General features: G+C 66.1%; 24 protein-coding genes and 1 tRNA gene. 12 read left to right on the top strand and 13 right to left on the bottom strand.

Features of this window, described 5'->3' with window-relative positions; genetic code table 11:
• The first annotated feature begins 512 nt into the window (after positions 1 to 512).
• Both AC3FKH_RS04820 and AC3FKH_RS04815 read left to right on the top strand, forming a co-directional pair.
• Entirely contained in the window at positions 513 to 1,613 is a 1,101-nt protein-coding gene (locus tag AC3FKH_RS04820; RefSeq protein ID WP_488673378.1) for a YjgN family protein, read from the top strand.
• Between the two features lie 48 nt (positions 1,614 to 1,661).
• Positions 1,662 to 2,705 carry a M48 family metallopeptidase gene (locus AC3FKH_RS04815; RefSeq protein WP_488673841.1) on the top strand — a complete coding sequence of 348 codons (1,044 nt, stop codon included), beginning with the start codon at positions 1,662 to 1,664 and terminating at the stop codon, positions 2,703 to 2,705.
• Between the two features lie 18 nt (positions 2,706 to 2,723).
• Here the strand turns inward: AC3FKH_RS04815 and lgt are convergent, their stop codons facing one another.
• The gene (gene lgt / locus AC3FKH_RS04810) at positions 2,724 to 3,554 is read right to left on the bottom strand and encodes a prolipoprotein diacylglyceryl transferase (RefSeq protein WP_488673377.1); all 831 of its coding nucleotides are present in this window, start codon (positions 3,552 to 3,554) and stop codon (positions 2,724 to 2,726) included.
• Positions 3,548 to 4,519: a LysR family transcriptional regulator gene (locus AC3FKH_RS04805; protein ID WP_488673375.1), complete on the bottom strand. Its 972-nt coding sequence runs from the start codon at positions 4,517 to 4,519 to the stop codon at positions 3,548 to 3,550. Before AC3FKH_RS04805 ends, lgt begins: the two co-directional genes overlap by 7 nt.
• Before the next feature lie 151 nt (positions 4,520 to 4,670).
• On the opposite strand from AC3FKH_RS04805, the gene ilvD reads away from it, so the two are divergent.
• The gene (gene ilvD / locus AC3FKH_RS04800; protein WP_488673373.1) at positions 4,671 to 6,344 is read left to right on the top strand and encodes a dihydroxy-acid dehydratase; all 1,674 of its coding nucleotides are present in this window, start codon (positions 4,671 to 4,673) and stop codon (positions 6,342 to 6,344) included.
• A 101-nt stretch (positions 6,345 to 6,445) separates the two neighbouring features.
• Here ilvD and AC3FKH_RS04795 read toward each other — a convergent pair whose 3' ends face one another.
• Genes AC3FKH_RS04795 through AC3FKH_RS04785 form a run of 3 tightly spaced genes read right to left on the bottom strand, consistent with a single transcriptional unit; the run spans position 6,446 to position 8,962 of the window.
• Complete coding sequence (locus tag AC3FKH_RS04795; RefSeq protein WP_488673371.1) at positions 6,446 to 6,976, bottom strand: hypothetical protein; 531 nt, start codon at positions 6,974 to 6,976, stop codon at positions 6,446 to 6,448.
• Positions 6,973 to 7,407 carry a DNA polymerase III subunit chi gene (locus tag AC3FKH_RS04790; RefSeq protein WP_488673369.1) on the bottom strand — a complete coding sequence of 145 codons (435 nt, stop codon included), beginning with the start codon at positions 7,405 to 7,407 and terminating at the stop codon, positions 6,973 to 6,975. Before AC3FKH_RS04790 ends, AC3FKH_RS04795 begins: the two co-directional genes overlap by 4 nt.
• A gap of 22 nt (positions 7,408 to 7,429) precedes the next feature.
• Positions 7,430 to 8,962, bottom strand: a complete 1,533-nt coding sequence (locus AC3FKH_RS04785; RefSeq protein WP_488673367.1) for a leucyl aminopeptidase — start codon at positions 8,960 to 8,962, stop codon at positions 7,430 to 7,432.
• 165 nt (positions 8,963 to 9,127) lie between these two features.
• On the opposite strand from AC3FKH_RS04785, the gene lptF reads away from it, so the two are divergent.
• The 3 genes from lptF to AC3FKH_RS04770 are packed head-to-tail and all read left to right on the top strand — an operon-like array spanning position 9,128 to position 11,827.
• Positions 9,128 to 10,249 (top strand): LPS export ABC transporter permease LptF, encoded by a 1,122-nt coding sequence (gene lptF, locus AC3FKH_RS04780; RefSeq protein ID WP_488673365.1) that lies wholly within the window; start codon positions 9,128 to 9,130, stop codon positions 10,247 to 10,249.
• Positions 10,246 to 11,400: an LPS export ABC transporter permease LptG gene (gene lptG / locus AC3FKH_RS04775; protein WP_488673363.1), complete on the top strand. Its 1,155-nt coding sequence runs from the start codon at positions 10,246 to 10,248 to the stop codon at positions 11,398 to 11,400. Before lptF ends, lptG begins: the two co-directional genes overlap by 4 nt.
• Before the next feature lie 13 nt (positions 11,401 to 11,413).
• Positions 11,414 to 11,827: a sirohydrochlorin chelatase gene (locus tag AC3FKH_RS04770; RefSeq protein WP_488673361.1), complete on the top strand. Its 414-nt coding sequence runs from the start codon at positions 11,414 to 11,416 to the stop codon at positions 11,825 to 11,827.
• 46 nt (positions 11,828 to 11,873) lie between these two features.
• Here the strand turns inward: AC3FKH_RS04770 and cobA are convergent, their stop codons facing one another.
• Genes cobA through AC3FKH_RS04735 form a run of 7 tightly spaced genes read right to left on the bottom strand, consistent with a single transcriptional unit; the run spans position 11,874 to position 18,909 of the window.
• A complete protein-coding gene (gene cobA / locus AC3FKH_RS04765; protein WP_488673359.1) occupies positions 11,874 to 12,677 on the bottom strand; it encodes a uroporphyrinogen-III C-methyltransferase in 804 nt (267 codons plus the stop codon).
• Positions 12,678 to 12,719: 42 nt separating this feature from the next.
• Positions 12,720 to 14,024, bottom strand: a complete 1,305-nt coding sequence (locus tag AC3FKH_RS04760; RefSeq protein WP_488673358.1) for a sulfate adenylyltransferase subunit 1 — start codon at positions 14,022 to 14,024, stop codon at positions 12,720 to 12,722.
• A 24-nt stretch (positions 14,025 to 14,048) separates the two neighbouring features.
• Positions 14,049 to 15,014 carry a sulfate adenylyltransferase subunit CysD gene (cysD, locus tag AC3FKH_RS04755; protein WP_488673356.1) on the bottom strand — a complete coding sequence of 322 codons (966 nt, stop codon included), beginning with the start codon at positions 15,012 to 15,014 and terminating at the stop codon, positions 14,049 to 14,051.
• A 17-nt stretch (positions 15,015 to 15,031) separates the two neighbouring features.
• Positions 15,032 to 15,835: a phosphoadenylyl-sulfate reductase gene (locus AC3FKH_RS04750; RefSeq protein WP_488673354.1), complete on the bottom strand. Its 804-nt coding sequence runs from the start codon at positions 15,833 to 15,835 to the stop codon at positions 15,032 to 15,034.
• A complete protein-coding gene (locus AC3FKH_RS04745; protein ID WP_488673352.1) occupies positions 15,832 to 16,407 on the bottom strand; it encodes a DUF934 domain-containing protein in 576 nt (191 codons plus the stop codon). The genes AC3FKH_RS04750 and AC3FKH_RS04745 overlap by 4 nt, the downstream gene beginning before the upstream one ends.
• 17 nt (positions 16,408 to 16,424) lie before the next feature.
• Positions 16,425 to 18,107, bottom strand: a complete 1,683-nt coding sequence (locus tag AC3FKH_RS04740; RefSeq protein ID WP_488673350.1) for a nitrite/sulfite reductase — start codon at positions 18,105 to 18,107, stop codon at positions 16,425 to 16,427.
• A 28-nt stretch (positions 18,108 to 18,135) separates the two neighbouring features.
• Entirely contained in the window at positions 18,136 to 18,909 is a 774-nt protein-coding gene (locus AC3FKH_RS04735; RefSeq protein ID WP_488673348.1) for a sulfite exporter TauE/SafE family protein, read from the bottom strand.
• Between the two features lie 165 nt (positions 18,910 to 19,074).
• Here AC3FKH_RS04735 and AC3FKH_RS04730 point away from each other — a divergent pair, with 165 nt between their 5' ends.
• The 4 genes from AC3FKH_RS04730 to AC3FKH_RS04715 all read left to right on the top strand — a co-directional run bounded on the left by AC3FKH_RS04730 (position 19,075) and on the right by AC3FKH_RS04715 (position 23,452).
• Positions 19,075 to 20,016, top strand: coding sequence for a CysB family HTH-type transcriptional regulator (locus AC3FKH_RS04730; RefSeq protein WP_488673346.1), 942 nt, complete (start codon positions 19,075 to 19,077; stop codon positions 20,014 to 20,016).
• A gap of 88 nt (positions 20,017 to 20,104) precedes the next feature.
• Positions 20,105 to 21,250 (top strand): methyltransferase, encoded by a 1,146-nt coding sequence (locus AC3FKH_RS04725; RefSeq protein WP_488673344.1) that lies wholly within the window; start codon positions 20,105 to 20,107, stop codon positions 21,248 to 21,250.
• An 88-nt stretch (positions 21,251 to 21,338) separates the two neighbouring features.
• A complete protein-coding gene (locus AC3FKH_RS04720; RefSeq protein WP_488673343.1) occupies positions 21,339 to 22,511 on the top strand; it encodes an ABC transporter substrate-binding protein in 1,173 nt (390 codons plus the stop codon).
• 50 nt (positions 22,512 to 22,561) lie between these two features.
• Entirely contained in the window at positions 22,562 to 23,452 is an 891-nt protein-coding gene (locus AC3FKH_RS04715; RefSeq protein ID WP_488673341.1) for an NAD(P)-dependent oxidoreductase, read from the top strand.
• A 9-nt stretch (positions 23,453 to 23,461) separates the two neighbouring features.
• On the opposite strand, the gene AC3FKH_RS04710 is transcribed toward AC3FKH_RS04715, so the two are convergent.
• Positions 23,462 to 24,367: an alpha/beta hydrolase gene (locus AC3FKH_RS04710; RefSeq protein WP_488673339.1), complete on the bottom strand. Its 906-nt coding sequence runs from the start codon at positions 24,365 to 24,367 to the stop codon at positions 23,462 to 23,464.
• Positions 24,368 to 24,572: 205 nt separating this feature from the next.
• Between AC3FKH_RS04710 and AC3FKH_RS04705 the strand changes: the two genes are divergently transcribed.
• Both AC3FKH_RS04705 and AC3FKH_RS04700 read left to right on the top strand, forming a co-directional pair.
• Positions 24,573 to 24,657 (top strand) — tRNA-Leu (locus tag AC3FKH_RS04705).
• 242 nt (positions 24,658 to 24,899) lie between these two features.
• On the top strand, positions 24,900 to 25,685 hold the full coding sequence (locus AC3FKH_RS04700) for a class I SAM-dependent methyltransferase (RefSeq protein ID WP_488673337.1): 786 nt from the start codon (positions 24,900 to 24,902) through the stop codon (positions 25,683 to 25,685).
• The last annotated feature ends 53 nt before the right edge of the window (positions 25,686 to 25,738 follow it).

The following is a 25,738-nucleotide window of genomic DNA, read 5'->3' as shown; positions in this document are numbered from 1 at the left end:
GACTATTTCATCGCCGGCCAACGCCTGGATAGGCATCGTCCCGCGTGGGTCATGGACTCCCGGCGCAGACCCTGCGCCCCCCTGTTGGCGCACACCGGTGCGCAGATTTTCCCGTCTGCCGTCGTTGTGGTCCGGTGCCCCTGCCTGACCGGCAGATCCTCCCTGGCGCCGTCCTGGCGGACTTCGGCATAGCCCGCTCTGTTGTAACAGAAGAGTTAGCGAGGATCGTGCCACGAATGCTAAACCCTTGTTTTAATTGAAGTCGATGATGAGAAACTTGTTACAAAGCCGTATCGATGTAACAGAATGTTTCTAGACTGTTACGACACTGTTCCTGTCCGGGACAGGTCGGGAAGTTGGGGAGGCCTTGAAGACACTGGCATTTGTGGCGAATTTGCCAGTTCAAATACCAGCCGTATGGGGAGTAAGGCACAATCGACACGCGCAAATTGGTTGCGCTGATGAAACAACGCGGCACGACGTCCGCGATCCGACCCGAGGGAATTCCGACCATGCAAACCGGCGACACCAGCGCAGTCCCCGCTTGCCCGGAAACGCCTGACCGCGCCCGGCCTCCCTCGACGCCCACGGTCGAGGCCAGCATCTTGCGGCTCGCCTTCACCGGCACAGGATCGGAATATTTCCGGATCTGGATCGTCAACACCCTGCTGACCATCGTCACGTTCGGCATCTACTCCGCGTGGGCCAAGGTCCGCACGTTGCAGTACTTCTATCGCAACACCAGCCTGGACGGGGCGACGTTCGATTACCACGGCAAGCCGACGGCCATCCTCAAGGGGCGCGCCATCGTGTTCGTGCTGGCACTCGCGCTCCAGCTCGCTGGCAAGGTGTCGCCGCTGCTGGCCGTCCTGCTGGCCCTGGCGCTGGCCGCGGCGTTCCCGCTGCTGCTGGTCCGGTCGCTGCGCTTCCGCATGGCGAACACGAGCTATCGCGGCCTGCGCTTCGCCTTCACTGGCGGCGACGCCGAGGCGTACAAGGTGTTCGTGCTGTGGCCGTTGCTGACGGTGTTCACGCTTGGCGCGCTGGCACCGCTGGCGCATCAGCGCCTGAAGCGCTACCAGCATAACCACGTGCGCTTCGGCACCGCGCCATTCGCCTTCAGCGCGGTTTCCGGGGATTTCTACAGCGTCTACCTGCGTGGCTGCGGGCTGACAGTTCTGGTGCTGATTGTTGCCGCCCTCGGCGCCGCCGGGCTCGCCGCAGCGGCGCGCGGGAACGAAGCCGCCTCGATGCTTGCGGGCCTGGTCGGAGCACTCGGCATCTACGCCTCGTTCCTGGCTATCGGGCCCTACTTCACCGCCCGGCTGCAGAATGTGGTGTGGAACCACACCACCCTGGCCCCGCACGGCTTCCTCAGCGAGGTGAAGGCAAGCCGTCTGTTCTATATTTTCCTGACCAACATGGTTGCCATCACACTGACCCTGGGCCTGTTCCTGCCGTTCGCCCGGGTCAGGTCTGCGCGCTACCGCGTGGAACGCATGTCGCTGCTGGCGCGCGCGCCGCTGGATGCCTTCGTTGCGGGGCAGGCCGAGAGCGTAGGCGCACTCGGCGATGCCGCGGCGGACTGGTACGACATCGACATCGCACTGTGAGCCTGCGCGCAACAGATTCCGAAATGATTCGCCGATGACATGGCGCCGATGATTCCCGTCACCTACTTCGATGGCCGCTCTTCCCGGGCGCACCCGGCCACGCTGGCCGTGGACGCCGGCCAGGCCGTGCTGCGCGATGCCGATGGCGCGGAACTGCGGCGCGCGGCACTGTCGTCGCTGCGCGTATCGGAGCGTGTCCGGCGCGCGCCGCGCCTGGTCACGTTCGCGGACGGCGCCTTCTGCCAGGTCAGCGACCACAACGGGTTCGACCGGCTGCTTGCCGAAACGGGGCATCGGGAAGGCTGGGTGGTCAAGGCGCAAAACAGCTGGCGCATGGCGGGCATGGCCGTGGCGGCGCTGGTTGCCGTGTTCGTGCTGGGCTATTACGTCGTGCTGCCGTGGGGTTCGTCGCAGATCGCGCGCGCCGTGCCGCCCGCGCTCGAGGCGCAGCTCGGGCGCGCCACGCTGGCCAGCCTGGACAACGGCGTGGTCGAGCCCACGCGCCTGCCTGCCGGGGAACAGGCGCGCATCCGCACGGGCTTTGCCGGGCTGAAGCGGCCCGACGATCCGGGCCATGATTACCAGATCGTGTTCCGCCGCGGCGGGCGTCTCGGCGCCAATGCGCTGGCCCTGCCCGGCGGCACCATCGTGGTCACGGACGAACTGGTAGGGTTGGCGGGGACAGGCGCCGGCATGCTCGGGGTGCTCGCACACGAGGCTGGCCATGTTGCACGACGCCACGGCCTGCAGCAGGTTATCCAGGCATCGGCGGTCGGCGCGCTGGCGGCCTACATGTTCGGCGACTATTCGTCGGTGCTGGCTGGCGTGCCCGCCGCGATGCTGACGCTGCGCTATTCGCGCGAGCATGAACGCGAGGCGGATGCCTATGCCATCGAGATCCTGCAGCGCAACCGGCTGCCACTGTCAGCGCTCGCCGATGTCCTGATTGCGCTGGAGAACCAGAACCGCGGCGCGCAGAAGGACGCGGCCGCGCCCGCCGGCAAGGCGGAAGAACCCGAGAGGGATGATTTCCTTTCCACGCATCCGCACACGCGCGAACGGATCGAGGCATTGCGCGCGGCAGGCAGCTGACCGCGCGCGGACGCCCTGTCAGGCGCCCGTTCCCGCCGCGGGCTGTTCCTCTGCGGGACGCGGCTGGCGGCGATACGCCCACACCACCATCCCGATCCCGATCAGGATCATCGGCAGGCTCAGCCACTGGCCCATGGACAAGTGCAGCGCCAGCAGGCCCAGGAAATTGTCCGGCTCGCGCGCGAACTCGACGGCGAAACGGAAGGCGCCATAGCCGATCAGGAACACGCCCGACACCGCGCCCATCGGCCGCGGCTTGCGTGCGAACAGCCACAGGATGATGAACAGCGCCACGCCCTCGCCGGCGAACTGGTAGAGCTGCGACGGATGGCGCGGAATGTTGTCGCCTGCCTGCGGGAAGATCATGCCCCACGGCAGGTCGGTGGGCCGGCCCCACAGCTCGCCGTTGATGAAATTGCCGATGCGGCCGGCCGCCAGCCCGCACGGGATCATCGGCGCGATGAAGTCGGTCACCTCCAGCCAATGGCGCTTGCGCAGCCGCGCGAACAGCCACATGGCGACCAGCACGCCGAGAAAGCCGCCGTGGAAGGCCATGCCGCCTTCCCACACCTTGAAGATCTCCAGCGGATGCGACAGGTAGTACGACGGCTTGTAGAACAGCACATAGCCGAGCCGGCCGCCCAGTATCACGCCCAGCACGCCGAAGAACAGCATGTCATCGAGATCGCGAGTGACCCAGCCCTTCGCCGCCATATGCGGCTGGTGGATGCGCAGGCGCCCGAACCACAGGAACATGATGAATCCGGCCAGGTACATGAGCCCGTACCAGCGGATGGCAAGCGGGCCGAGATGGATGGCGACCGGATCGAATTGGGGATGAATCAGCATGGTGAGGTGGGTGGAAGTTGTAAAGGCCCGGCAGCCACGGAACCCACAGGTCCCGCGAAGGCCAGCCCGCTCGCGATGTCGATCAGGGAACGCAGCGCCGGCGCAACGCCGGCGGCGCCCTCGCGCCAGACCAGTCCGGTCTCGATCTGCGGCCCCGCCTCGCGCAATGCGAGGTACGACACGCCGGTGCGGCGAAGGTTGCAGAGCGAGGCCGGCACCAGCGCCACCCCCATGCCTGCAGACACCAGGCTCACGATGGTCTGCATCTGGATGGCTTCCTGCGCGATCACTGGCGACAAGCCGTCGCGCGCATAGTAGCCCGTAATGATGTCATAAAACACCGGCGCGCTTCGTCGCGGGAAAATGACCAGCGGTTCGTGCGCGGCGTCGCGCAGCGAGACCTTGCCATCGAACGATGCGGCGCCCTGTGCGGGCCGCCAGCCATCCGGCACCGCCAGCACCAGCGGTTCGCTGACCAGCGGCAGGTAGGACAGGCCGTGCGGCATGGCCGGCAACTGCGGGCGGATGACCAGCCCGGCATCGATGCTGCCGTCGATCAGTGCCTCCAGCTGGATATCGCTGGTGGCCTCGCGCAACTGCAGCTGGACTTCCGGATGCCGTGCGCGGAAATGCCGCAGCAGGTCGGGCAGGATGCCGTAGTCGGCCGTGCTGACGAACGCCAGCGCCAGCGAGCCGATTTCCCCCCGCGCGAACCGTTGGGCGAGCGCTGGCAGCGCCGACGCGTCCGCCAGCACGCGCCGCACTTCGGGCAGCCATTGCTGCCCGGCGGGCGTCAGCATCACCGAGCGGCGCGTGCGCGCGAACAGCTGCACGCCGATTTCCTCTTCCAGCGACTGGATCTGCTGCGAAAGTGGCGGCTGCGTCATGGCCAGCCGCGTGGCCGCGCGCCCGAAATGCAACTCTTCCGCCACCGTGACGAAGTACCGCAGCTGGCGCAGGTCCAATGCCGCTCCTGATATGTTTTTCGACTCAATAACGGTCAAATAATATATTTGACACGCCAAAACGCAAGTCGCATTCTTTCGGCACAACATTGCCCTGCCTGCGCCCGTGCGGCGTGCGGGCGGCCGAGAGACATCCCCCGGAGACCCCACCATGGCATTCAACAAGCGCTCCAAGAACATCACGCAAGGCGTGGCCCGTTCCCCGAACCGCTCGATGTACTACGCCCTCGGCTACCAGAAGGAAGACTTCGACAAGCCGATGGTCGGCATCGCCAACGGTCATTCGACGATCACGCCGTGCAACGCGGGGTTGCAGCGCCTTGCCGATGCCGCGATCGACGCCGTGAAGGCCGCCGGGGCCAATCCGCAGGTGTTCGGCACGCCGACCATCTCCGATGGCATGTCGATGGGCACCGAGGGCATGAAGTACTCGCTGATCTCGCGCGAGGTCATTGCCGACTGCATCGAGACCGCCGCGCAGGGCCAGTGGATGGATGGCGTGGTCGTGATCGGCGGCTGCGACAAGAACATGCCGGGCGGCATGATCGCGATGGCGCGCACCAATGTGCCCAGCATCTACGTTTATGGCGGCACCATCCGGCCGGGCAACTGGAAGGGCAAGGACCTGACGATCGTGTCGTCATTCGAGGCCGTGGGCGAGTTCACCGCCGGCCGCATGAGCGAGGAAGACTTCGAGGGCGTGGAAAAGAACGCCTGCCCGTCCACGGGTTCCTGCGGTGGCATGTACACGGCCAACACGATGAGTTCGTCGTTCGAGGCGCTTGGCATGTCGCTGCTGTACTCGTCGACGATGGCCAACCCTGACCAGGAAAAAGTCGACAGTGCGGCCGAATCGGCGCGCGTGCTGGTCGAGGCCGTCAAGCAGGACATCAAGCCGCGCGACATCATCACGCGCAAGTCGATCGAGAATGCGGTCGCCCTGATCATGGCGACCGGCGGCTCGACCAATGCCGTGCTGCATTACCTGGCCATAGCGCACTCGGCCGAAGTCGAATGGACCATTGACGATTTCGAGCGCATCCGCCGCAAGGTGCCGGTGATCTGCAACCTGAAGCCATCGGGCCAGTATGTGGCCACCGACCTGCACAAGGCCGGCGGCATCCCGCAGGTGATGAAGATCCTGCTGAAGGCCGGGCTGCTGCATGGCGACTGCCTGACCATCACCGGCCGCACGCTGGCCGAGGAACTGGAGCACGTGCCCGACCAGCCGCGCGCGGACCAGGACGTGATCATGCCGATCGACAAGGCACTATACGCCGAAGGCCACCTGGCAATTCTGAAGGGCAACCTGGCCGCGGAAGGTGCGGTCGCAAAGATCACGGGTCTGAAGAACCCCGTTATCACCGGACCGGCGCGCGTGTTTGAAGACGAGCAGAGCGCCATGGACGCGATCCTGGCTGACAAGATCAACGCCGGCGACGTGCTGGTGCTGCGCTACCTGGGTCCCAAGGGCGGGCCGGGCATGCCGGAGATGCTGGCGCCGACCTCCGCCATCATCGGCAAGGGCCTCGGCGAATCCGTGGGCTTTATTACGGATGGCCGCTTCTCGGGTGGCACGTGGGGCATGGTGGTTGGCCACGTCGCGCCTGAAGCTTATGTAGGCGGGACGATCGCACTGGTACAGGAAGGGGATTCGATCACGATTGACGCACACAAGCTGGTGCTGCAGGTCAATGTGTCGGATGAAGAGTTGGCACGGCGCCGGGCCGAATGGAAACCGCCCGCGCCGCGCTATACGCGTGGAGTCCTGGCGAAATTTTCGCGGCTGGCGTCAACCGCGAGCAAGGGGGCGGTGACCGATTGAGAGGACGGTTGCGCGAAGCGTCGCGGCTGCTGAGCCGCGCGCAGCGCAGCCGTAGGCGATGATGCGAAAGCGCGACCAGTGCCGGGCCAAGGACACCCTCCTCACATTCCCCCCGGATCCTTCTCAATCTCCTCCAGCGTCGCATCCAGCCACTCGACCAGCCGAGCCTCCAGCGCCTGGGTCAGTTCAGCCGCGAGCTGCGCGGTAAGCGGCGCCAACCGCGCGCGCAGCGTGGCCTCGGTATGCGCTTCCACCACCTGCGGCCACTCCGTGCGAAAGCGCATCATGACGCGTGTCAGCAACTCGGAACGCATGGCGCGCAGATCATCCTCGCCGGGCGCATCCGACAAATAGCGACCCGACACAGCGATGTCTTCAGGATCGGTCACCGGCAACGCGGTATCGCCGTCTTCCACCTCATCCATCAAAACCGGTATCGCCAGCGCATCGGGCTCCCCGGTGTCGCCCACATACGTGACCACGCCCGACTCCGCCATGCCTGCCGTATCGATGACCCCATCCTCGGATGGCGCGGCGGCGGCATCCGGAAACTCCACCACTTCGGTCAGCAGCGGAATGCTGTCGTTGGGCCCGAGCCGCGGGATCACCCGCGAGGTCGTGCGTTCGCTCATGCGGAATCTCCCTTGGGCTGGCCGAGGTCGTGGTGCGTCAGCGGATAACCGCGTTCACGGTAGAAGCGGTAGCGCTCGCGCCCCGCCTCGCGGTCTTCGTCGCCGGCACCCACCACTTCGATCAGGCGTTCAAAACTGGCGAACTGCGCCGGTGCCTGCGAGTCCAGGTTGATCAGCAGTTGATGGTGCGGCAGCCCGTCCAGCTGCGCGGCCAGCACGATCGGCGTGACGGCCGCATTGGGACTGTCCACGCCGCAGTGCGGCAGGAAGTCCAGCGGCGAGAAGGTCCACAGCCGCGCGTCGAGTTCCGCGAGCTGCGGCGGCTGGCCGTGTACCACTACCTTCTGGCCAGCGCTGTATGCCTTGCGGACCAGCCGGCAGACATAGCCCAGCTTGTCCGGCACGTTGCTGTGGAAATCGATGCGCGTCATGACTGCCTGTCCCTTGCGCCCGTCAGGCGGCGCGATCCATCAGGAACTGGGCCAGCAGCGGCACCGGGCGCCCGGTGGCACCCTTGGCCGCTCCACTCTTCCAGGCCGTGCCGGCGATGTCCAGGTGGGCCCAGTCGTACTTTTCGGTGAAGCGTGCCAGGAAGCAGGCGGCGGTCACGCTGCCGGCCGGGCGGCCGCCGATATTCGCCATGTCGGCGAAGTTCGACTTGAGCTGGTCCTGGTACTCGTCGTCCAGCGGCATGCGCCAGGCCGGGTCCATGGACTTGCGGCCCGCCTGCAGCAGCTGGTCGGCGAGCAGGTCGTTACGGGCGTAGAGACCGCTGTTGATGTGGCCCAGCGCGATGATGCAGGCGCCGGTCAGCGTGGCCACGTCGACCACCGCGGCCGGCTTGAAGCGCTCGACGTAGGTCAGCGCATCGCATAGGATCAGGCGGCCTTCGGCGTCGGTGTTCAGGATCTCGATGGTCTGTCCCGACATGCTGGTCACCACGTCGCCCGGCTTGGTGGCGATGCCGCTGGGCATGTTCTCGCAGGTCGGCACGACGGCAATCACGTTGAGCTTCAGGCCCATCTCGGCCACGGCCTGCAGCGTGCCAAGCACCGAGGCCGCGCCGCACATGTCGTACTTCATTTCGTCCATGCCCTCGCCCGGCTTGAGCGAGATGCCGCCGGTATCGAAGGTGATGCCCTTGCCCACCAGCACCACGGGCGCCTGCTTGGCGCCCGCGCCGTCATAGCGCAGCACGATGAACTGCGGCGGCTCGACGCTGCCCTTGGTCACGGCCAGGAACGAGCCCATGTTGAGCGCTTCCATCTGCTTGCGGCCGAGCACTTCCACCTTGAGCTTGTGGCGCTTGGCAATGGCGCGCGCCGTGTTGGCCAGGTAGGTCGGGGTGCAGATATTGGACGGCAGGTTGCCCAGGTCGCGGGTCAGTTCCATGCCGTTGGCGATGGCCGTGCCACGCACCACGGCCTGGGTCGCGGCCTTGGCATCGTTGGCGTCCACGGCCAGCACCACCTTGCGCAGCGTCGGCTTGTCGGGCGCACCCGGCTTGCCGTTGGCGCGCTTCAGGCCCGGGTGACGCTCCAGCAGGCGGTAGCCCGCGTCGCGCACCAATGTGATCGTCGTGATGACGGCCCAGCCGATGTCGCGCTGCTGCGGCGGCTGCTGCGACAGGCACCACAGCGCCGACGTCGCGCGCGTGGCCGACAAGGCACGCACGGCCGTGCGCACGGATTCGGCAAACGCCTTGTCGCTGAAGTCCGCTTCCTTGCCCAGGCCGACCAGCAGTACGCGGGCCGCGCCCACGCCGGCCACTTCGTGCAGCGTAAGCTGCGTGCCGCGCTTGCCTTCGAAGTCGCCCTGCTTCAGCAAGCGTGCGACCAAGCCCTTGGTGGCCACGTCAAGGGCCTTGGCGACCCCCGCCAGGTTCTGTCCTTCGAACACGCCGACCACCAGGCAGTCGGTCTTGGTCGCCAGGAAACCATTTTGGCCGGCTTTGCTCCAATCCAGGGCTTTTGTGCTAAATTCCATCGCGCTTCCTTCTAGGGGCTTGTAGTCACGAAAGCCCCCATTATCCGCGATTTTTATCCGCGACCTGCCGCTGCCGATCCGCCCCGCCGCCAGCCCGCTGTCCTGCGAGGCACTTGACACACGGCACATCGCCCGCGCCGGCCGGCAGCCCGGAACCGACACCGCATGATCCTTCAACAAGCCCTGCGACGCGAGCTCGCCTACACCGCCGGCGCGGTGTTCCTGGTGATGCTGACCTTCATGCTCACGTCGCTTGTGATCCGTATCCTGGGCCTGGCCGCCAACGGCAAGGCCAGTCCCAACGACGTGCTGATCCTGATCGGCCTGGCCACGATCGGCTATCTGTCGATCCTGCTCTCGGCCACGCTCTTCATCTCGACCCTGATCGTGCTCACGCGCTGGTACAAGGACTCCGAGATGGTGGTGTGGTTCTCGGCCGGCATCTCGCTGCGCGACCTGGTCAAGCCGGTGCTGCAGTTCGCGGCGCCGTTCATCCTGCTGTCGCTGTTGCTCGGCGTGTTCGCGTGGCCGTGGGCCAACCAGCAGAGCGCACTGTTCCGCGACCGCTTCGAGCAGCGCGGCGTGCTGTCGATGATTGCCGCGGGTCGCTTCATCGAACCGTCCAACGGCAACTACGTGCTGTTCATCGAAGGCATCGACGCCAACATGCAGTACGCGCGCAACGTCTTTGTCGCCAATGCCGAGGCCGGCAAGGTCGGGGTCGCGCTGGCCCACCAGGGCAAATTCGAGACCATGCCCAACGGCGACCGCCTGGTGGTCATGGAGAATGGCCGCCGCTATGCCGGCACGCCGGGCCAGATCGACTATCGCATCGTCGAGTTCGAGCGCTATGCCGTCAAGGTGGACAATAAGCCACCCGAAAGCCAGAACTCGGTGCCGCCAAAAAGCCGTGACACCATCGACCTGTTGCGCAATCCCACACGCGAGAACCTGGGCGAGCTGCTCTGGCGCATTTCCCTGCCGATCCTTGCCTTCAATTTCGTGATGATCGCCATCCCGCTGGCGTACGTGAACCCGCGGCTCGGCCGCTACACGCCGCTGGTGTTCGCGGTGCTGATCTACCTGACTTACAGCAACATGATCAACCTGGCCCAGTCCTGGGTGCGCTCGGGCTCGGTCCCGTTCTGGCTGGCCTGGTGGCCGATCCACCTGGCGGTGTTCCTGGCCGCGCTGGTGATGTTCCGTTACCGGCAGAACCGCAGCCTGGGCGGCTGGCGCGCCGTGTTCGGGCATCGGCCCGCGCCCGCCAAGGGGGGCACGGCATGAGGGTGCTGCGCGTCTATGAGCGCTACTTTGCGCGCCAGGTCTATGGGGTGTTCATCTTCATCCTGTTCGCGGTGCTGTCGCTGTTCGTGTTCTTCGATTTGCTCAACGAACTCGAGAGCGTTGCCGGCAAGTACACCTCGCTGATCGCGTTCTTCCACGTTCTGCTGCAGGCGCCGACGCGGGTCTACGAGGTGCTGCCGATCGCGGTGCTGATCAGCGCGATCTACGTCTTCTCGCAACTGGCCAGCCAGTCGGAGTTCACGATTTTCCGGGTGGCGGGCCTGAATACGCGGCAGGCGCTGTTCTCGCTGTTCAAGCTGGCGGTACCACTGGCCCTCATCACGTTCATCTTCGGCGAGTTCATCGGCCCCCGGGCCGAGCAGTTCGCGCAGAAGGTCAAGCTGGAAGCCATCGGTGCCACGGTATCGTCGGACTTCCGTTCCGGCGTCTGGGTCAAGGACCGCGACAAGGATCCGAAGGGCGATGGCGAGATCACGCGCTTCGTCAACGTGGCCGGGCTGCGGCCGGACCAGACCATCACCGGCATCACGGTTTATGAGTTCGATGCCCAGTACCGCCTGCGCGTCATCCGGGTGGTGAAGGAAGGCCGTTACCAGGGCGCCCAGTCGTGGCTGCTGAGCGATGTCAACGAGACGCGCTTCTCGGAACTGGGCAAGCCGGCCAACGCGCCTGGCGACGGGCTCGCGCCCGTGTTTCGCGCCGAGCAGGTCAAGTTCCCCAGCATCACCATGCACTCGGAGCTGACGCCGCAGATCCTGTCCGTGCTGCTGGTCACGCCCGAACGCATGTCGACGCTGGACCTGTTCCGCTATATCCGGCACCTGCGCGACAACAAGCAGGACACGCAGCGCTACGAGATCGCCTTCTGGAAGAAAGTGGTCTACCCGCTGACCCTGTTCGTCATGATGGCCCTCGCCCTGCCCTTCGCCTACCTGCACGCGCGTGCGGGCGCGGTCGGCGTGAAGGTGTTCGGCGGGATCATGCTGGGGCTGTCGTTCCACCTGTCGAATACGCTGTTTTCGCACGTGGGCTTGCTGCATACCTGGCCACCGATCCTTTCGGCGCTGGTGCCCGGAACGCTGTACCTGCTGCTGGCGCTGACTGCGCTGCGCTGGGTGGATCGTCATTGACACAAGGGCCGCGATGCCGCTGACCACAGCCACGCCCATCCGCCCGGCCCTCGTGTTGTTCGCGCACGGGGCGCGCGATGTGCGCTGGCGCGAACCGTTCGACCGGCTGGCGCAGAAGCTCGGCGCCGCCTTGCCGGGGATGCCGGTGCGGCTGGCCTTCCTGGAATTGATGTCGCCGCAGTTGCAGGAGGCCCTTTCTGAACTGGCTGCCGATGGCATCGATGAGGTCACTGTGGTGCCAGTGTTCTTCGGGCAAGGTGGCCACATTCGGCGCGACCTGCCGGCGCTCATTGATACGTGCAGGCAGCAATATCCTGCCTTGTCGATTCGCTGCGCGGCCGCAGTAGGCGAGGATGACAGTGTCCTCGATGCGATTGCCGCGTACTGCGTGGCATCGCTCGCGCCGGCCGCAACTGGCGGCGCATGAAAAACCGGGCAGTTGCCCGGTTTCTCTTTCGTACGGCTACGCGGCCTCAGGCCGCTTTCGCCGCAACAGGCTCCGTCTGATGATCCAGCACCGGCTCGGTCGCCCGCGCCGCCAGCGCCTCGCCAATCATCAGCAGGCTCGGTTGTGCCGGGTCGATCCAGCCAGCCGCCTCGCCCGCCGCCATCTGCTGCAGCGTAAACGCATGGCTGCGCTGGCGCGCGGTACTGACCGACTCCACCACCCATGCCGGCGTCGATGGCGCCTTGCCGTGTGCGATGAGCCGCGCCGCGATGGCCGCGGCCTGGTCGCGGCCCATGTAGTAGACCAGCGTGTCAGCGCGTACATCGGCCTCGATGTCGGCCGCCGCAGCCGGCACTTCCGTGCCGTCCGCGGCCTTGGCCTGCGTGGCAAACGCAACGCTGCGCGACACGCCGCGCTTGGTCAGCGGCTTGGCGATAGCCGAAGCGGCCGCCAGCGCGGCAGTAATGCCCGGCACCACCTCATACTCGATGCCCGCTGCTTCCAGCGCCTGCAGCTCTTCGTCGGCACGGCCGAACAGCATCGGATCGCCGCCCTTCAGGCGCACCACGCGTTCGAACTTGGTGGCCATGTCGACGATCTGGCGGTTGATGAACAGCTGCGCCGTCGAACGCTTGCCGCAGCGCTTGCCCACTTCCACCAGCTTCGCTTGCGGACACCAGGCCAGCATCTCCGGCGATACCAATGCGTCATGCAGCACGACCTGGGCTTCGCCCAACAACCGTGCACCACGCACCGTAATGAGATCCGCCGCCCCGGGACCTGCCCCGATCAGGTAGACCTTGCCGGTCGCTTTGCCTGTCTTGCTCATCGTCTGCCCCTTGCGCTTGCGATTGACTGTGTGTCGTAACGCTCAGGAGTATGCACGGATCATGCCCGCGGCCACCGTGTGATTGGTCGCCTCGTCGATCAGCACGAAGGCGCCGGTCGCCGGGTTGTCACCATAGGTGTCGCAGACAATCGGCTTCTGCAGCGAGAGCTGCACCGAGCCAATATCGTTCAGGCGGATATCGTGGCGGCCGGTCTCGTGCGACAGCGTATGCACGTCCAGCACGCGATCCACAGCCGACACACGCGCGAACACGCTGGCGGTGGTGTGCTTGAGCACGTACTTGCGCGACGGGTTCAGCGATTCGTCGTCGAACCAGCACAGGTCGGCCTGCAGCTTCTTGGCGGAGGCCGCGGTCGCGTCGGCGGCGACGAACATGTCACCACGCGATACATCGACGTCCTCGGCCAGGCGCACCGTCACGGTATCGCCGGCACTGGCGGAATCGGCGGCGCCATTCGGCGTCAGGACCTCGGCCACCACCGCATCGCGATTGGCCGGCAGCACGCGCAGCTTCTGGCCCACGCGCACGGTGCCTGCCTCGACACGGCCGGCGTAGCCGCGGAAATCGTCCGACTGCGAGCCGTCCTGGCGGATCACCAGCTGTACCGGGAAGCGCAGCGCGGTGTCGCCCTCCGGCGCAGCCTCTTCCACCGGCAGTTCTTCAAGCAGCGGCAGCAGCGACTCGCCCTGGTACCACGGCATGGCGTCGCTGGCGTGCACGATGTTGTCGCCGCGCAGCGCCGACACGGGCACGTAGCGCACATCCTTCAGGCCGAGCTGTTCGGCCAGCTCGGCATAGGCCGTGCGGATCTCGTTGAAGCGCGCTTCGCTGTAGTCGACCAGGTCCATCTTGTTGACGGCCACGATCACGTGCTGCAGTTCAAGCAGCTTCAGGATGGCCGAATGGCGCTTGGTCTGTGCCAGCAGTTCAGCGCGGCCGTCCTTGACCGTCACGCGGGTGGCATCCACCAGCACGATCGCCGCATGCGCGGTCGAGGCGCCCGTGACCATGTTGCGGGTGTACTGCTCGTGGCCCGGCGTATCGGCGATGATGAACTTGCGGCGCGCGGTCGAGAAGTAGCGGTACGCCACGTCGATCGTGATGCCCTGCTCGCGCTCGGCCTCAAGGCCGTCGGTCAGCAGCGAGAAGTCGATCTGTTCGCCGGCGGTGCGCTTGTTCTTGGCATTGGCCAGCGCGGTCAGCTGGTCGGACAGCACGGCCTTGCTGTCGAACAGCAGGCGGCCGATCAGCGTGCTCTTGCCGTCGTCGACGGAGCCCGCGGTGATGAAACGCAGCAGGCCCTGGTGGGTAGATTGGTGAGTCATGTCTGAATCCTTGGCTGCGTCGGCTTAGAAATAGCCTTCCTTCTTGCGGCGTTCCATCGACGCCTCGCTGGTCTGGTCGTCCATGCGCGTGGCGCCGCGCTCGGTGATCTCGGTCACGGCCGTTTCGGCGATGATCGCTTCCGGCGAATCCGCCGTGCTGGCCACCGGGCAGGTGCAGCTGATGTCGCCCACGGTGCGAAAGCGCACCGACAGCACTTCGCTGACGTCGCCGTCCTGCTTCGGCGTGATCGGCGTCACCGGCACCAGCAGGCCGTTCTTGCGTACCACTTCACGCTGGTGCGTGTAGTAGATCGGCGGCAGCGCCAGCTTTTCGCGGGCGATGTACTGCCACACGTCCAGCTCGGTCCAGTTCGAGATCGGGAACACGCGCATCTGCTCGCCCTGCGCCATGCGCGCGTTGTAGAGGCTCCACAGCTCGGGGCGCTGGGCCTTCGGGTCCCACTGGCCGAACTCGTCGCGGAACGAGAAGATGCGCTCCTTGGCGCGGGCCTTCTCTTCGTCGCGGCGGGCGCCGCCCATCAGCGCGTCGTACTGATGCTCGGCGATGGTTTCCAGCAGCGTCACGGCTTGCGCCGCGTTGCGCGAATCGGTGTCCTTGCGCAGGCGTACGGTGCCGCGCTTGATCGAATCCTCCACATGGCCCACCACCAGGCGCGCGCCGAGTTCGGCCACGCGCTGGTCACGGAAGGTGATCACTTCCGGGTAGTTGTGGCCGGTATCGATGTGCACCAGCGGGAACGGCAGCTCGGTCTTGCGCTCGCCGAGGCGGAAGGCCTTCAGCGCCAGGTGCAGCATGACGATCGAGTCCTTGCCGCCCGAGAACAGCAGTGCCGGGTTGCGGCACTCGGCCACCACCTCGCGGATGATGTAGATCGACTCGGCCTCGAGGCGGTCGAGGTGGTCGTTCTGTACCTGCAGCAGGTGCGCCACGCTGCTGGCGGCGCTTGCGATGTCGTTCATGATGCCCATGTCGTTCGGCCCCAATCTCAATGCTTGATGTTCTGTTCGTGGAGCCCGCACTCTTTCGAGTCCTTGCTCTCCCACCACCAGCGCCCGGCGCGCACGTCCTCGCCTGCGCGCACGGCGCGCGTACAAGGTTCGCAGCCAATGCTGGGGTAGCCCTTGGCATGCAGCGCGTTGACCGGTACGTTGTGGCGCTTCAGGTAAGCCCATACCTCGGCCTCGGTCCAGTCCGCGAGCGGATTGAACTTGGGGATGCCGCGGGCGTCGTCCATCTCTTCGAACGGCAGCTCGGCGCGCGTGACGGCCTGCTCGCGGCGCTGGCCGGTCATCCAGGCGTCGGCGTGCGACAGCGCGCGGTTCAGCGGCTCCACCTTGCGGATGCCGCAGCAATCCTTGCGCAGTTCGACGCTGTCGTAGAAAGCGTTCAAGCCGTGCTTCCTGAGGTAGTTTTCCACTGCCTCCGAATCCGGCGTGTATTGCTCGATGGTGTAGCCATAGTGACCGGTCACCTGGTCCAGCACAGCCAGCGTCTCCGCATGCAGGCGCCCGGTGTTCAGCGTGAACACCCGGATGCCCGCGCGCACGGCCTGCGTGCCGCGCAGGATCGCGTCGGTCAGCACCATGTCCTCGGCGGCGAGGCTGGTGGCGAAGCGCGCGCGGAAGAAACGTGCGGCAATGCCCGACAGGCGGCTCGCCAGCTCGCGCTCCTTCTCTTCCAGCGCGGCCACGCTGCCCGTGTACTCGGGCATGGTCCACAGCGTGGGACGCAGCGCCGATGCCGGCGCACCGGCATCCACCACCGCGATGTCGCTCAATGCAGCGCTCATGCCGATTCCCTTGCGCCAACCTCGGCGCGTGCACGGCGGAACAGCGGCAGCGGCTCGTCGACCGAAGCCTGGTACGCCACGGTGAACTCGGTGAAGCCCTTGATGGCGTCGTCGATGTTCTTGTCGGCACGCACCGCGAAGGTGTCGAAGCCGCAGCGCTTCATGAAGTTGAGCTGGTCGCGCAGCACGTCGCCGATGGCGCGCAGCTGGCCCTTCCACTGGTAGCGCGTGCGCAGCAGGTAGGCGGTGGAGAAACCGCGGCCATCGCGGAACACCGGGAAATCCACCGCGACCACGGCCACGCCGTCGAACAGCGCCTGGGCATCGCCCGGCTCGTCCTCGGGGGCCAGCCACACGCCGGTGCGCTCGCGCGCGCGGCCGGCCAGCAGGTCTTGATGCGACTTCCACACCGTCAGCGGGAACAGGACGGCGTCCTGGCCCTGCACGGCGGCGGTGATCTGCTCGTCGGTCAGCGGCTGGCCTTCGGCGCCACGCAGCACGGTCCAGTTGTCTTCGACGATGACCGGGGTGACCGCGTCGGCGGTGCGTTGCAGTTGAATGATCTTTGCCATGTGTCTTTCTCCGGTCCTCAGGCTTCGGCGCGCTCGCGCGGCTGCTTGTCGGCGTACACGCGTTCCTTGAACGGGGTGAGGCCGATCCGGTTCACGGTTTCGATGAAACGTTCGTCTTCGATGCGGTTGGCCACGAAGGTCTCGATGATGCGCGAGATCACGTCCGGCATTTCCTCGGCGCTGAACGACGGGCCGATGACCTTGCCCAGCGCGGTGCTGTTGCCCTGGGCACCGCCCAGCGTGACCTGGTACCACTCGGAGCCGTCCTTGTCGACGCCAAGGATGCCGATGTTGCCGACATGATGGTGGCCGCAGGCGTTGATGCAGCCCGAGATGTTCAGCGACACTTCGCCCAGGTCATGGACGAAGTCCAGGTTGTCGAAACGCTCCTGGATGGCCAGCGCGATCGGGATCGACTTGGCATTGGCCAGCGAGCAGAAGTCGCCGCCCGGGCAGGCGATGATGTCGGTCAGCAGGCCGATGTTGGCCGTGGCCAGGCCAGCCTTCTTCGCGAGCTGCCACAGGTCGTACAGGTCGTGCTTCTTCACGTCCGGCAGCACCAGGTTCTGCTCGTGCGCGACGCGCAGTTCGCCGAAGCCGAAACGGTCGGCCAGGTCGGCCACGGCTTCCATCTGCTCGGCGGTGGCGTCACCCGGAGGCGAGACCGGACCCGGCTTGGTCGACAGCGTCACGGCGGCGTAGCCCGGGACCTTGTGGCCGTGCACGCTGCGGCTCACCCAGCGCGCGAAGGCCTTGTCTTCGAGCAGGTGCTTCTCGTACGAGGCGTCGGTGTCGGCCAGCTTTTCATAGGCCGGCAGCGTGAAGTACTGCGCCACGCGGTCGAACTCATCCTGCGTCAGCGTGCCGGGGCCGTCCTTGCTGTACTGCCATTCCTCTTCGACTTCCTGTGCGAATTTCTCGGCGCCGATGGCCTTGACCAGGATCTTGATGCGCGCCTTGTACTTGTTGTCGCGGCGGCCATAGCGGTTGTACACGCGGATGGCGGACTCGACGTAGGTCAGCATGTGCTGCCACGGCAGGTCGTCCTTGATGATCGTGCCGAGGATCGGGGTACGGCCCAGGCCGCCACCGGCCAGCACGCGGATGCGGGTCTCGCCGGCGTCGTTCTTGTAGACGTAGATGCCGATGTCATGCATCTGCACCACGGCGCGGTCGTCCTTCGAGGCCGAGATCGCGATCTTGAACTTGCGCGGCAGGAACGCGAATTCCGGCTGGAACGTGCTCCACTGGCGCAGCAGTTCGGCCAGCACGCGCGGGTCGACCGACTCGTCCGGCGCGACACCAGCGAAGTGGTCGGTGGTGATGTTGCGCACGCAGTTGCCCGAGGTCTGGATGCCGTGCATCTCGACGCTGGCGAGTTCGGCCAGCACGTCGGGCACGCGCTCGAGTTCCATCCAGTTGTACTGGATGTTCTGGCGCGTCGAGAAGTGGCCATAGCCGCGGTCGTACTCGCGCGCGATATGGGCCAGCTTGCGCAGCTGCTTCGAAGCCAGCAGGCCGTACGGAATCGCCACGCGCAGCATGTAGGCATGGCGCTGCATGTACAGGCCGTTCTGCAGGCGCAGCGGCAGGAATTCTTCTTCGGTCAGCTCATCCGACAGGCGGCGGCGCACCTGGTCACGGAACTGGGCGACGCGCTCGTTGACGATGCGCTGGTCATATTGGTCGTACTGATACATGGCGGGGTCCGTTCAGTATTCGTGGGATTCAGGAGACGAGCTTGATGGCGACCAGGGTCAGCGTGGTGGCCAGGGCCGCGCGCACCAGGCGCTCGGGCAGCGCGCGGGAGAGCTGTGCACCCAGCCAGATGCCGGGGATCGAGCCCACCAGCAGCGCCAGCAGCAGATTCCAGTCGACGGTGCCGAGCCACACATGGCCCAGCCCGGCCAGCGCCGTCAGCGGGACGGCGTAGGCGATATCGGTGCCGGCCACTTCGGCCGGCTTCATATGGGGATACAGCAGCAGGATCAGCGTGGCGCCAACCGCGCCGGCACCGATCGACGACACCGTGACCAGCACGCCGATCACGGCGCCGACCACGATGGTGGCAATGACTTGTGCGCGGCCTTCCAGCTGGAAGCGCGGGTTGCGCGCCAGCCAGGCCAGCATCTGCTTGCGGAACAGCAGCGACAAGACGGTCAGCAGCACCGACACGCCGATCGTCAGGCGAATCGCATGCAGCCACTGCCCATGCAGTTCGCCGGCGCTCTTCAGGACGAGGATGGCGGCCACCGCGGCCGGCAGGCTGCCCAAGCACAGGCGGCGCACGACCTGCCACTGCACATGCCCGTGCGCACGGTGCGCCAGCGTGCCGAAGCCCTTGGTGATGGAGGCGAAGGCCAGGTCCGTGCCGACTGCCGTGGCCGGCGAGAAGCCAAACAGCAGCGTCAGCAGCGGCGTCATGAGCGAGCCCCCGCCCACCCCGGTCAGACCGACGAGGACGCCTACCAGCAAACCGGAAACGGTATAGGCAAGGGACATTGAGAGGCTCTTTTGGGCCATTCCGTCTTGCCTGCGCCACTTTCAGGGTGGTGGCTGCGGGCGCAATGCGGGCTGGCCGTTCATTAACAAAGTTCGAGAATCGTAATAAACTGGCCTCATACCTCAAACTAATAAGAAGTTGTTTGTTTATACGATCGAAGTTATATGAACCTGCACCAGTTTCGCTTTGTGCGTGAAGCGGTACGCCAGAACTACAACCTGACGGAAGCCGCAAAAGCGCTTTACACATCACAACCAGGTGTGTCCAAGGCCATCATCGAGCTGGAAGAAGAGCTGGGTGTCGATATCTTCACGCGCCATGGCAAGCGCATCCGCAGCCTGACCGAGCCGGGGCGGCGCATCCTCAACTCGGTGGAGAAGATCCTGCAGGAAGTGGAAAGCCTGAAGCGCGTGGGCATGGACTATGCCGCGCAGGATCAGGGCAACTTCACCATTGCCACCACGCACACGCAGGCGCGCTACGCCTTGCCGCGGGTCATCAGCGAGTTCACCAAGCGCTACCCGAAGGTCCGGCTGTCGATCCAGCAGGGCAACCCGGCGCAGATCGCCGACATGCTGCTCCATGACCAGGCGGACATCGGCATTGCGACGGAAGGCATTTCCAGCGAAAAGTCCTTGGTTTCCCTGCCGGGCCACCAGTGGCAACATGTGGTCATTACGCCGCCTGATCATCCGTTGCTCGAAAAGAAGCACCTGGCGCTGGAAGACCTGAAGGGCTACCCGCTGATCACTTACGATCCGAACTTTGCCGGCCGCCCCAAGATCGACAAGGCCTTCGCGCTGCGCCACCTGGAGCCCGACATCGTCCTGGAGGCCATCGATGCGGACGTGATCAAGACTTATGTGGAAGTCGGGCTTGGCGTCGGCATTGTTGCCGGCCTGGCCTACGATGCCGAGCGCGACCGCAACCTGCGCGGCATTCCGGCCGGCCACCTGTTCGGCACCAATGTGACGCACCTGGCCGTCAAGCAGGGCGCCTACCTGCGCAGCTTTGTCTATACCTTCATCGAACTGTTCTCCCCCACGCTGAATCGCAAGCTGGTGGAGCAAGCCATGTCGGGCGAGCACGAGGTCTACGAACTCTGAGGCCGCGGCTCCCGCCCTTCCCTATCTATATGCAGGACACCTTTATGCACGTTTTCCTGGCACACCCGTGCCACCCGGAGGCCCGCCCGTGAGCGAATTGCCGCAAATCCACTGGACCGAGGACGGCGCCGAACGCAGCGCGCAGTGGCGTTCCGAAGCCGGCCTCCCGCCCCCGCGCCGCGTGGTGGTGGCCGATGACACCACCTCCGCCGATACCGCATACCGCCTGGCCTGCGAAGGCACCGCGCTGCTATGGCGCGGCGACTTCCAGAATGCCCGCCAGATGCTGCAGGCCATGGCCCGCCGCACTGAGCGCAAGCCGAAGAAAAAGAGCCGGCCCGGACACAAGCATGCGTCCGAGTCGCCGACCGAAGCCTTCCACCAGCACCGGCTGGCACAGTCCCAGCGCGCGCGCACGCTGGGCATGCTGCTGCTGCCGTTCGACGCCGACCATACGGTGCCGCTGCGCCGCGCTCCGGATGTCGCGCAAGCCTGCGAACAGGTCTATGGCAACGCCGGCGAACCCTACGTCGCGTCGATGCGCGAGCTGCTCGGCATGATCGGCGCCTATGAATGGCGTCGCAAAGGCGTGGAGATTCCTGCGCTCGGCGCGCGCATCCACCCGTGGTACGGCGTGTTCTCGCCGGTGCGCGGCGAGTACGTGGACCTCGTCGCCAACGCGCCGCTGCCGTCGAAGGCGCTGGCATTCGACATCGGCGCGGGCACTGGGGTGCTGTCGGCCGTGCTGGCCCGGCGCGGCGTCAAGCGCGTGGTGGCGACGGACCAGGACCCGCGTGCGCTCGCCTGCGCGCGCGAAAACATCGAACAGCTTGGTGTGTCAGGCCAGGTCGAGGTTCTCGAAGCCGACCTGTTCCCGGCGGGCCGCGCGCCGCTGATCGTCTGCAATCCGCCCTGGGTGCCGGCACGGCCCAGTTCGCCCGTGGAGCGCGCCGTCTACGACCCCGACAGCGTCATGCTCCGTGGCTTCCTGGATGGCCTGGCGGCCCACCTGGAGCCTGGCGGCGAGGGCTGGCTGCTGCTGTCCGACCTGGCCGAGCACCTCGGCCTGCGTTCGCGCGAGCAACTGCTCGGCTGGATCGAAGCGGCCGGCCTGCAGGTGCTGGGCCGCACGGATATCCGTCCGCGCCACCCGCGCGCAACGGACGCCGCCGACGCGCTCCATGCTGCGCGCTCGGCGGAAGTGACGTCGCTCTGGCGGCTGGGGGCGCGGTAAGCTTGCCCCATTTGGCTGCTCCCACTCCCACTGCGTGGGAGAGGGAGCAACCCTCAAAAAGAAAAACACACACACCAGGAGGAGAACCATGCCCAACCTGCTGCGCCGCGCGCTTGCCATCGCCTGCGCCTCCGCCGCCGCCTTGATCGCCAATGCGGCGCTGGCCGACATCCGTGTCGGCGTCGATGTCTCGACCACCGGTCCGGCGGCCTCGATCGGCATTCCGTCGAAGAACACGGTGCTGATGTGGCCGCAGACGCTGGGCGGACAGAAGGCTCACTACGTGCTGCTCGACGACGGCTCGGACCCGGCCGCCGCGGTGCGCAACGTGCGCAAGCTGATCTCCGAGGAAAAGGTCGACGTCATCGTCGGCCCCAACATCACGCCCAATGCGATTGCCGCGCTGGACGCCATCGCCGAGAGCGAAACGCCGATGGTGGCGCTGGCCGCCTCCGCCGCGATCATCGAGCCCCTGACCGATGCGCGCCGGCGCTGGGCCTTCAAGATGCCGCAGAACGACTCGCACATGGCCACGGTGCTGACCGAGTACATGAGCAACCATGGCGTGAAGACGGTCGGCTTCATCGGCTTTTCCGACACCTACGGCGAAAGCTGGTGGCGCGAGTTCTCGCGCCTGGCGGAGGTGCGCAAGCTGAAGGTGGTCGGCAATGAACGTTTTGGCCGCAACGACACCTCCGTCACCGGGCAGGTGCTCAAGCTGATGTCGGCCAATCCGGACGCCATCCTGATCGCCGGCTCGGGCACGCCCGCGGTGCTGCCGCAGAAGACGCTGGCCGAGCGCGGCTACAAGGGCAAGATCTACCAGACCCACGGCATCGCCACGTGGGATTTCCTGCGCGTCGGCGGCAAGGACGTGGAAGGCACGCTGTTCCCCACCGGCCCCGTCGTGGTCGCGCGCCAGTTGCCGGCCAGCCACCCGGTGCGCAAGGTGGCGCTCGACTTTGTCACGCGCTATGAAGCGAAGTACGGCGCCGACAGCGTGACGCAGTTCGCCGGCGACGCCTGGGGCGCGTGGCAGCTGCTCGACGATGCATCGCGGCGCGCACTGAAGACCGGCGCGCAGCCGGGCACGCGGGAATTCCGCAACGCCTTGCGCAACGCCATTGAAGCCACTTCCAATCTCACCATTCCCAACGGCGTGATGAACATGAGCGCGAAAGACCACCAGGGCTTCGACCAGCGTTCGCGCGTGATGGGAACCGTCCGCAACGGCAAGTTCGCCTACGCGGGCGACGAGTAGTCTCCGCAGCCATTGCGACCGGCACGGCCGGACTGAAAAGGAAATACCGCATGACCACCGCCACTCCACAATCCTGCGCACGCACCGTCGCCTTCATCGGCCTGGGCGCCATGGGCTCGCACATGGTCCGCCACCTGCTGGCCGGCGGCCACACGGTGCGCGCCTTCGTGCGCCGCCCAGAAGCCGCCGAGGCCGCGCGCGCGCTCGGCGCCGAACCGTTCTTCACGCCCGCCGAAGCCGCGCGCGGCGCCAGCGTGGTGTTCACCAACGTAACCTCGTCCGAGGATGTGCGCGAGGTGCTGCTCGGCGCGAACGGCGTGATCCTTGGGGCCGCGCCCGGCACCGTCTGCATCGATCACAGCACCATCTCGCCGATCGTCACGCGCGAAATCGCCACGGCATTGGCCGCACGCGGCATCGACATGCTCGACTGCCCCGTATCGGGCGGCACCATGGGCGCCGAGGCCGGCACGCTGACCATCATGGCCGGCGGCAAGCCCGAAGTGCTGGAGGGCGTGCGCGCGCTACTGGCGCTGCTCGGCAAGACCATCACTCATATCGGCGACCACGGCGCCGGCCAGGTGGCCAAGCTGTGCAACCAGATCGCGCAGGTGGTCAATATCGAAGGCATCGCCGAGGCCATGCGCTTTGCGTCCGCGCAGCAGGTGGATACCGCACGGGTGTTCGAAGCCATGTCCACCGGGATGGCGGGCAGCCGCATGCTCGACATGATGGGCCCGAAGATGGTCGCGCACGACTTTGCCGCCGGCATCGAGGCACGCCTGCATGACAAGGACTTCGGGCTCGCGCGTGACATCGCGCAAGAAATCGGCCTGAAGCTGCCGGCCATGGAAGCCACCTCCGGGCAGCTTCAGACGCTCATGGAAAACGGTTGGGGCAAGGACGATACCTCGTCCCTGCTGCGCGTGCTGGAAGGTTGAGCGCGCCGGCTACGTCCTGACGCCCGCCAGCGTCAGGACGGCCCGCAGCAGCGTGCTGTCGGGATTGGCCAGGTCGTCCATCACGTTGAAATGGTGGCGGCCCGGCAGCGGCACATCCTGCGCCGCGTTGGCCGGCCACGCGGCGCGGATCAACGCGTTCTGGCGGTGGTACTCGGCGGCTTCCAGTTCGCCCACGGCCGTCACCAGCGGCGCATGCGTCGCGGGCGGCATGAACGCCGGCGACAGGCGCGCGACGTCGGCCTCGGACAGGCGCAGGTCGCGCTGCAGGAATTCGGCGCGGCGCAGCGGCTCCAGGTCGTACAGGCCGCTGACCGACAGGCCGCCCTTGACCAGGTCGTCCGGCAGGTCGGGACCGACCTGCGGCCACAGCGCCGCCATCAGCATGGCCACCAGGTGGCCGCCAACCGAATGGCCGGCCACGAAGATGCGCGCAGGGTCATGGCCCAGGCGCGATGATTGCCGGTACAGCCACGCCACGCTGCCCACCACCTGGCGCACGATCGCCGGGACCGCCACGGACGGGCACAGGGAATAGTTCACGACCGCCACCGATACGCCCAGCCGCGGCAGCTCGCTGGCCACGAAACTGTGGTCGCGCTTGTCCAGCGCGCGGAAATAGCCGCCGTGCACGAATACCAGCAGCGGCGGGTAGTCGCCGGCGCCCGGGAAGTAGTCCAGCCGCTCGTCCTGCGCGTGGACCGAACCGGGTGCGGCATAGCTCAGATCCTCCTGGTAGCCGCCGCGCGCGCGCACCTGCGCCGACAGCGTCGCCCAGCGCGCCATGTGTTCAGCGTTGTCGGGCACGCGCGCACGGTTGTTGTATTCACGCTCGTAGTAGGCGGGGTCCTGGGAAGGCAACCGGGCCAGGCTGGCCAGGGACGATCGTGCGGGCATGGCGGGCTCGGCGTGCGTGGGAAAGCGCCATCGTAGCCCCGGCCCGGCACGCGCGGATATCCGGGCCAATACCACTGAATACTGCGACGGCAACCGCCACATCAACGCCCGCCGGGGCCGCTGAGCGCACCCGCAGGTTGTCGACAGGGGCGATTTCCGGCATAATTCGCGGCTCAACGCGGTGCCGGCTCCGGCGCCCACACCTGCCCGGGTGGTGAAACAGGTAGACGCAGGGGACTCAAAATCCCCCGCCGCAAGGCGTGTCGGTTCGAGTCCGACCCCGGGCACCATCAATACCGATCAAACCTTTGATTGACAAAGGATTTGCGGATCGGCGCTCCCAGCTCCCCTGCCCCTGGCATTTCCGCGAACGCACCGGCGTACGCTTGCATTGCTGCGCGCACGATCCAAAAGATCGAGTCGTTCTGAGGCCTTCCGCACAAACGTCATCAACCTTTGGGATGAAGCTGGCTGTGGTTGTTACTAAGCTGAAACATCCGAGCCAGTCCCCACAGCCCAGACAGGAGGCAACATGACTACGGCAGCCACACCCGCACGTTCCGTACTGGCGCAACGCGTCAAACAAACGCTGAAGCCATTCATGCCGGCGTGGGTGCTGAAGTTCCACCGCGACCGAAACATACGCAGGCAAACGGCGCTGTATGAAGGCAAGCCGCTTGGGGAAGTATTTACCCACGTGTATCAGACTGGTGGCTGGGGCGTGGCGGAGGACCAGTCCGGGTTCTACAGCGGCAGCAGTTCCCATGATCCCAAGATCGTCGAACCCTATGTAAAGGCGGTGACCGAGTACCTGGGCGCGCTGTCGCAGCCGGCTGTCGTCGACCTCGGCTGTGGCGACTTCAACGTCGGCAAGCGGATTCGCGCCGTTTGCGGGCGCTACGTTGGCTGCGACGTCGTGGACGCGGCGATCCAGTCGAACCGGACAAGGTTCGCCGATCTCGACGTGGACTTTCGCTGCGTCGACATCACGACCGATCCGCTGCCCGCGGGCGACATCGTGTTCCTGCGCCAGGTGCTCGACCACCTGGACAATGCGCGCATTGCCACCGTGCTGTCGAAACTCGGGCCGTACAAGGTGCTGATCCTGACCGAGTACCTGCCGCAGAGCGCGAACTTCACGCCTAACGTCGACAAGGCAATCGGCTCGCACCTGCGCCTGTTCGGCGCGCAACCGAGCGGGCTCGTGCTGACCGCGCCACCGTTCAACCTGAAGGTACGGTCCGCGCGGATTCTCTGCGAGGTGGCCGATAGCGGTGGTGTCATCCGCACCATCGCCTACGAACTGCCGCAAAACTGAGGCGTCGGGAGCCGTCCCCGCAATGTGCGCGAAACGGCCCGAGGCCCGCTGAA

The sequence above is a fragment of the Cupriavidus sp. 21MJTG02-4 genome (genome assembly GCF_057798975.1).
Note: the sequence above shows the minus strand (reverse complement) of the source record. Positions and strands in the feature narration are given on the sequence as shown.

What these genes read in the sequence shown, in the direction of transcription:
- AC3FKH_RS04820 (WP_488673378.1), top strand. Translation starts at nt 513, where the DNA reads ATGCAAACCGGCGACACCAGCGCAGTCCCCGCTTGCCCGGAAACGCCT.
- AC3FKH_RS04815 (WP_488673841.1), top strand. Translation starts at nt 1,662, where the DNA reads ATGATTCCCGTCACCTACTTCGATGGCCGCTCTTCCCGGGCGCACCCG.
- lgt (WP_488673377.1), bottom strand. Translation starts at nt 3,554, where the DNA reads ATGCTGATTCATCCCCAATTCGATCCGGTCGCCATCCATCTCGGCCCG.
- ilvD (WP_488673373.1), top strand. Translation starts at nt 4,671, where the DNA reads ATGGCATTCAACAAGCGCTCCAAGAACATCACGCAAGGCGTGGCCCGT.
- AC3FKH_RS04795 (WP_488673371.1), bottom strand. Translation starts at nt 6,976, where the DNA reads ATGAGCGAACGCACGACCTCGCGGGTGATCCCGCGGCTCGGGCCCAAC.
- AC3FKH_RS04790 (WP_488673369.1), bottom strand. Translation starts at nt 7,407, where the DNA reads ATGACGCGCATCGATTTCCACAGCAACGTGCCGGACAAGCTGGGCTAT.
- AC3FKH_RS04785 (WP_488673367.1), bottom strand. Translation starts at nt 8,962, where the DNA reads ATGGAATTTAGCACAAAAGCCCTGGATTGGAGCAAAGCCGGCCAAAAT.
- lptF (WP_488673365.1), top strand. Translation starts at nt 9,128, where the DNA reads ATGATCCTTCAACAAGCCCTGCGACGCGAGCTCGCCTACACCGCCGGC.
- lptG (WP_488673363.1), top strand. Translation starts at nt 10,246, where the DNA reads ATGAGGGTGCTGCGCGTCTATGAGCGCTACTTTGCGCGCCAGGTCTAT.
- AC3FKH_RS04770 (WP_488673361.1), top strand. Translation starts at nt 11,414, where the DNA reads ATGCCGCTGACCACAGCCACGCCCATCCGCCCGGCCCTCGTGTTGTTC.
- cobA (WP_488673359.1), bottom strand. Translation starts at nt 12,677, where the DNA reads ATGAGCAAGACAGGCAAAGCGACCGGCAAGGTCTACCTGATCGGGGCA.
- AC3FKH_RS04760 (WP_488673358.1), bottom strand. Translation starts at nt 14,024, where the DNA reads ATGACTCACCAATCTACCCACCAGGGCCTGCTGCGTTTCATCACCGCG.
- cysD (WP_488673356.1), bottom strand. Translation starts at nt 15,014, where the DNA reads ATGGGCATCATGAACGACATCGCAAGCGCCGCCAGCAGCGTGGCGCAC.
- AC3FKH_RS04750 (WP_488673354.1), bottom strand. Translation starts at nt 15,835, where the DNA reads ATGAGCGCTGCATTGAGCGACATCGCGGTGGTGGATGCCGGTGCGCCG.
- AC3FKH_RS04745 (WP_488673352.1), bottom strand. Translation starts at nt 16,407, where the DNA reads ATGGCAAAGATCATTCAACTGCAACGCACCGCCGACGCGGTCACCCCG.
- AC3FKH_RS04740 (WP_488673350.1), bottom strand. Translation starts at nt 18,107, where the DNA reads ATGTATCAGTACGACCAATATGACCAGCGCATCGTCAACGAGCGCGTC.
- AC3FKH_RS04735 (WP_488673348.1), bottom strand. Translation starts at nt 18,909, where the DNA reads ATGTCCCTTGCCTATACCGTTTCCGGTTTGCTGGTAGGCGTCCTCGTC.
- AC3FKH_RS04730 (WP_488673346.1), top strand. Translation starts at nt 19,075, where the DNA reads ATGAACCTGCACCAGTTTCGCTTTGTGCGTGAAGCGGTACGCCAGAAC.
- AC3FKH_RS04720 (WP_488673343.1), top strand. Translation starts at nt 21,339, where the DNA reads ATGCCCAACCTGCTGCGCCGCGCGCTTGCCATCGCCTGCGCCTCCGCC.
- AC3FKH_RS04715 (WP_488673341.1), top strand. Translation starts at nt 22,562, where the DNA reads ATGACCACCGCCACTCCACAATCCTGCGCACGCACCGTCGCCTTCATC.
- AC3FKH_RS04710 (WP_488673339.1), bottom strand. Translation starts at nt 24,367, where the DNA reads ATGCCCGCACGATCGTCCCTGGCCAGCCTGGCCCGGTTGCCTTCCCAG.
- AC3FKH_RS04700 (WP_488673337.1), top strand. Translation starts at nt 24,900, where the DNA reads ATGACTACGGCAGCCACACCCGCACGTTCCGTACTGGCGCAACGCGTC.